5 protein-coding genes are annotated in these 4,447 nt (G+C 75.1%); 4 read left to right on the forward strand and 1 reads right to left on the reverse strand.

Features of this window, described 5'->3' with window-relative positions:
• The coding region (locus tag C3486_RS36220) for a serine/threonine-protein kinase (protein ID WP_103837100.1) at positions 1 to 1,065 on the reverse strand (1,065 nt) is incomplete at its 3' end.
• A 95-nt stretch (positions 1,066 to 1,160) separates the two neighbouring features.
• Between C3486_RS36220 and C3486_RS36225 the strand changes: the two genes are divergently transcribed.
• The 4 genes from C3486_RS36225 to C3486_RS36240 form a co-directional block, all read left to right on the forward strand.
• Positions 1,161 to 1,637, forward strand: coding sequence for a hypothetical protein (locus C3486_RS36225; protein WP_103837097.1), 477 nt, complete (start codon positions 1,161 to 1,163; stop codon positions 1,635 to 1,637).
• Positions 1,638 to 1,834: 197 nt separating this feature from the next.
• Positions 1,835 to 2,842, forward strand: a complete 1,008-nt coding sequence (locus C3486_RS36230) for a hypothetical protein (RefSeq protein WP_103837098.1) — start codon at positions 1,835 to 1,837, stop codon at positions 2,840 to 2,842.
• 256 nt (positions 2,843 to 3,098) lie between these two features.
• Positions 3,099 to 3,752 carry a response regulator transcription factor gene (locus C3486_RS36235; RefSeq protein ID WP_103837099.1) on the forward strand — a complete coding sequence of 218 codons (654 nt, stop codon included), beginning with the start codon at positions 3,099 to 3,101 and terminating at the stop codon, positions 3,750 to 3,752.
• Positions 3,749 to 4,447: histidine kinase (locus C3486_RS36240; RefSeq protein ID WP_181138818.1), on the forward strand; the 699-nt coding region annotated here is incomplete at its 3' end. The genes C3486_RS36235 and C3486_RS36240, both read left to right, overlap by 4 nt.

The following is a 4,447-nucleotide window of genomic DNA, read 5'->3' on the forward strand; positions in this document are numbered from 1 at the left end:
GCCCGCACCCGCCCCGGCCAGCGCCAGGGCCGCCACCACGGCGAGCACGACCGTACGGGTGCGCCCGGTGTGCGGCCGCGCCGCCGCGCCCAGTGCCCGGCCGTCCAGCGCGTCCCGCAGCGGCGTCGCCTGCCCCCGGGCCGGCGCGGACGGCAGCGGCGGCCGCTCCTCCGCCGCCGGCCCGGCGCCCGGCTCCGGCATCCGGCCCGTCTGGAGGTAGCCGCGCAGCAGCCGCTCGGTCGCGGCCACGGTCAGCCGGCGCTCCGGGTCGCGCTGCAGCAGCCCGTCGACGACCGCGTACAGCGGCCGGGCCGCCTCCGGAATGCGGATCTCGTCGGACAGCACCGCGTGCAGCACACCGCCGAGCGAGTCACGGTGGAACGGCGTACGGCCGCCACTGAGCGCCGTGCACAGCAGTACACCCAGCGACCACAGGTCCCCCTCAGGGCCGGTGCCGCGGCCCGACATCCGCTCCGGCGCGGTGTACTCCGGCGACCCGACGAACGTCCCGCTCTCGGTCAGCGTCGAACCGCCCGGCACCTGCGCGATCCCGAAGTCGGTGAGGACCACCCGCCCCGTGCCCGCCTCCAGCAGCACGTTGGCCGGCTTGATGTCCCGGTGCAGGACACCGCGGGCGTGCGCCACGCGCAGCGCGCCGAGCAGCGCCACGCCGATCCGGGCGGCCTCCCGCGGGGCCAGCGGCCCGCCGGCCGCCAGCCGGTCGGCCAGCGAACCCCCGTCGACCAGCTCCATCACGATCCACGGACGGTCGTCCTGCGTCACCACGTCGTGCACGACGATGACGTTCGGGTGCTTGATCTGCGCGACCGTACGGGCCTCACGCAGCATCCGCTCGCGCAGTACGGACACATCGGCTGCCGCGCCGATCCCGTCGGTGCCGCCCCCGTCGAGGTCCTCGTCGAGGTTCAGCTCCTTCACCGCGACCTGCCGGCCCAGCAGCTCGTCGGTGGCCCGCCAGACCGTGCCCATCCCGCCGCGGCCGAGCCGGCCCTCCAGCCGGTAACGGCCGGCGATCAGGCGGCCGTGTCCCCCGAAGCTCCCCATGGAGGCCATCTTGCCCCACCGTTCGCGAAGCGGAATACGGCACCGGCAGCACCGCCCCCTGTCGCACACCCCTCCCAAAGTGATCAACTGTCCCCATGGAGGCAGTAGTCACGAGCGTGGTAGCGGTGGTCGGCACGCTCCTCGGCGCCGGCACCACGCACTTCTTCCAGCGCCGCGAGACCGAACGCAGCCACGCCCTCGCCCGTGCGGAGAAGTTGCGGCAGGAACGCATCGACGCCTACTGCGCGTACGCGGGCGCGCTCCTGGACTACCGCCGCGTGGTGGTGCACCGGTGGTTCGTCCTGCACGAGGACGACGGCGCACGCTGCGACGAGGACACTCCCGAACTGCGCGAGGAGCAGTACAAGACCCGGACCGCGGCCCAGGAGGCGATGTTCCGCGCCCAGATGGTCAGCGACGACCCCGGGATCGTGGAGCGCACCGAGCGGATGCTGGACGACGTGACCCAACTCCACTGGGTGGAGGGGCTGGAGGAGTTCACCGCGCTGCGCGCCCGCACCCGCCAGGCGATCCGCGACTTCGTCTCCGCCGCCGCGCGACGCGTGCGCTGAACGGGACGCGGGAACCGCACGGGGCCCGGGAACCGCGGGGGACGCGGGGGCACGCGACACACAGGGGTGGAACCTCCGCGCGCACGAGCGCCGTCTCTGAACAATGACAGTGGACGGCGGGCACCCCGCACGACGGAACCCGCGACGCAAGAGCACGGCGTACGGCACGGTGGCGCACGCCGGATCGGGGGTCGGTCATGATGACGCAGGACGGACGGCTGCTCGATGTGCGGCCGGGCGCCGACCCCGGCCGGGCCACCCCCGAGCACAGCGGCGCCTACCTCGCGGCCGGACTGGCCCTCGGCCTGTACGCGTGCGCCCTCCTCGCCTGGGTCGTGAGCGGCGCCGTCGACGCCGAGATCGACCCGCTGGACTTCGCCGAGGGCCTCTTCAACCCGCTGGCCGGCCCGGTGGGCGCGCTCGGCCCCCAGGAATGGGCGCTCGCCGCGGCACTGGCTGCGGTGGCCGGAGCAGCGCTCGCCCAGCGCACCGTCGCCCGCCCCGCAGCACTGCTGCTGGCCTGCCTGGTACTGGCCCGCTCGCTGCGCGAGGGCATCGGCCTGCTGCACACCGACTACCGCTCCGCCTACCGCTTCGAGACGCTCGGCGGCTGGACCCTGGCCACCCACGTACTCGGCCTGCTCGCCGCATCCGTCGTGCTGTGCGTCCTGCTGCCCGCGCGCCCCGAACCGGTCCCGCGCCCGGCCGCCGGCTCCTGGTGGCACGGGCGGGTCTCCCGGATCTGCGGGGTGCTGTTCCTGCTGGCCGGACTGTTCCAGGCGGCCTGGCTGGTGCAGCAGCTCACCGGCGGCAAGGGGGCCGGCCCCTACCTGGCGAGCGCCCTCGACGCGGCCGTGAGCCCCTCGGCGGACGCACCCGTGGCCGGGCCCGGCTTCACCGCGCTGGCCGCGGTCGCGGGCTGGCTGGTGGTCGGCTGGCTGGCGCTGGCCGGGCGGCGGGACGTGCGCGGCGCCCTGCTCGTCTTCGCCGCCGTGCAGCTCTACCTCGTGGTGCGGACGGTGGTCGGGTACACCGTCACCGGCGCCTTCAGCACCGGGGCACGGACGGTCGGCGGCGCGCTGGACCTGGCCACCACCGCCTACCTCCTGGCCGCGATGACCTCGGTACTGGTCCTCACGACGGGACGGGCCTTCAGCCCGGCCCACGGCACCACCCACTCCTGGGCACGCACCCGGCCGGAGTGACGCCGGCCCGGGGAGCACGTACGGTGCCGGGCACACCGAGGCGGCCGTCGCGTGTGGGGGTCGCGGCGGCCGCCGGTGTGTGAGCTGCACCGCGTGCCGGGCCGGTGGCCTCCTCAGTGGTGCAGCATGAAGAGCACTCTGCCCGCGGGTGCCGTCCCGCGGCATCCTCCGCAGGTCGCGTGCGGACCCCCGCCCAACGGCGGGGGTGCGGCGCCGCCCCGCGGAGTCGGTACGGCACGACAGGAAGGGGCGACCGGTGATCCGTGTCGCTGTGGTGGACGACGAGCGGCTGGTCCGGTCCGGGCTGCGGATGATCCTCGGCACGGCACCGGACGTGGAGATGGTCGCGGACTGCGGCGGCGCCACGGCCGTCGAGACGGTCCGGCGCACCGGCGCCGAGGTGGTACTGCTCGACATCCGGATGCCGGACGTCGACGGACTCACCGTACTCCGCGGCCTGCGGGCCGCACCCGAGCCCCCCGCCATCGCCATGCTCACGACCTTCGACGCGCAGGAGTACCTGACGGCCGCGCTGCGCGAGGGCGCGAACGGCTTCCTGCTCAAGGACTCCGACCCCGAACAGCTGGTCCGCGCGGTGCGCACCCTCGCCGCCGGCGGCAGCGTGCTGGACCCGGGCGTCACCCGCGCCGTCATCGGCGGCTACCTCACCGCCGAGACGCAGGCCGCGGCGGCCGACGCCGTACGCGCCCTCACCCCCCGCGAGTCGGAGGTGCTGGCGCTGCTCGGCGAGGGCCTGGGCAACGCGCAGATCGCCGGCCGGATGGGCCTGGCGCCCAGTACGGTCAAGGACCACGTCAGCGCGCTGCTCGGCAAGCTGGGCGGCATCAACCGGGTACAGGCGGCGATCGTCGCGGACCGCGCCGGACTGGTCACGGGAGGCCCCAGATGACGCCGGCCACCACGACCACGGACCCGGCGGAGGACGCCGGGCACATACCGGCGGCCGCGCGGCCGCGCACCGCCCGAACGGCCCGGCTGCGGCGGCACGCCGTCCTCGTCGTCCCCACCCTGCTCGGCATCGCCGACTCCTTCCTCGTCAACGACGTCGACCAGCCGCTGGAGCTGGGCGTCTCCCTCTTCGCCGCGCTGGCCCTGCTGCTGCGCCGCCGGCTGCCCCTCACGGTCTTCCTGGCGACCCTCCCGGGTCTGTACATCGGTTACATCTGGTTCGCGCCGATGATCGCGCTGTACACGGTCGCGGCGCTGCGGCCGGGCCGCGCCCGGCTCGGCACCTGCGCGTTCCTGCTGATCGCGGCGCACTTCTTCCCGTACCCGATCGGCGACTGGGAGCCGACCGCGTACCGCGAGAACACCCTGGTCCTCATCGACGCCTCGGTGACCTCGGCCGGGCCGATCGGGCTCGGGCTGCTGGTACGCACCCGGCGCGAACTGGCCGCCCGGGTCGCCGACCTCACCCGCAGCCTGGAACGCGAGGACCGGCTGATCGCGGACCGGGTGCTGGCCACGGAACGGGCCCGGCTGGCGCGCGAGATGCACGACGTGGTCGCCCACCAGGTCAGCCTGATCAGCCTGCAGGCGGGCGCGCTCCAGGTCGCCTCGGAGGACGCCGCGGCGCGGGAGGGC

The organism is Streptomyces sp. Ru73 (assembly GCF_002920575.1).
GTDB lineage: Bacteria > Actinomycetota > Actinomycetes > Streptomycetales > Streptomycetaceae > Streptomyces.

Coding starts and splice junctions, on each gene's coding strand:
- C3486_RS36230 (WP_103837098.1), top strand. CDS start 1,835: ATGATGACGCAGGACGGACGGCTGCTCGATGTGCGGCCGGGCGCCGAC.
- C3486_RS36225 (WP_103837097.1), top strand. CDS start 1,161: ATGGAGGCAGTAGTCACGAGCGTGGTAGCGGTGGTCGGCACGCTCCTC.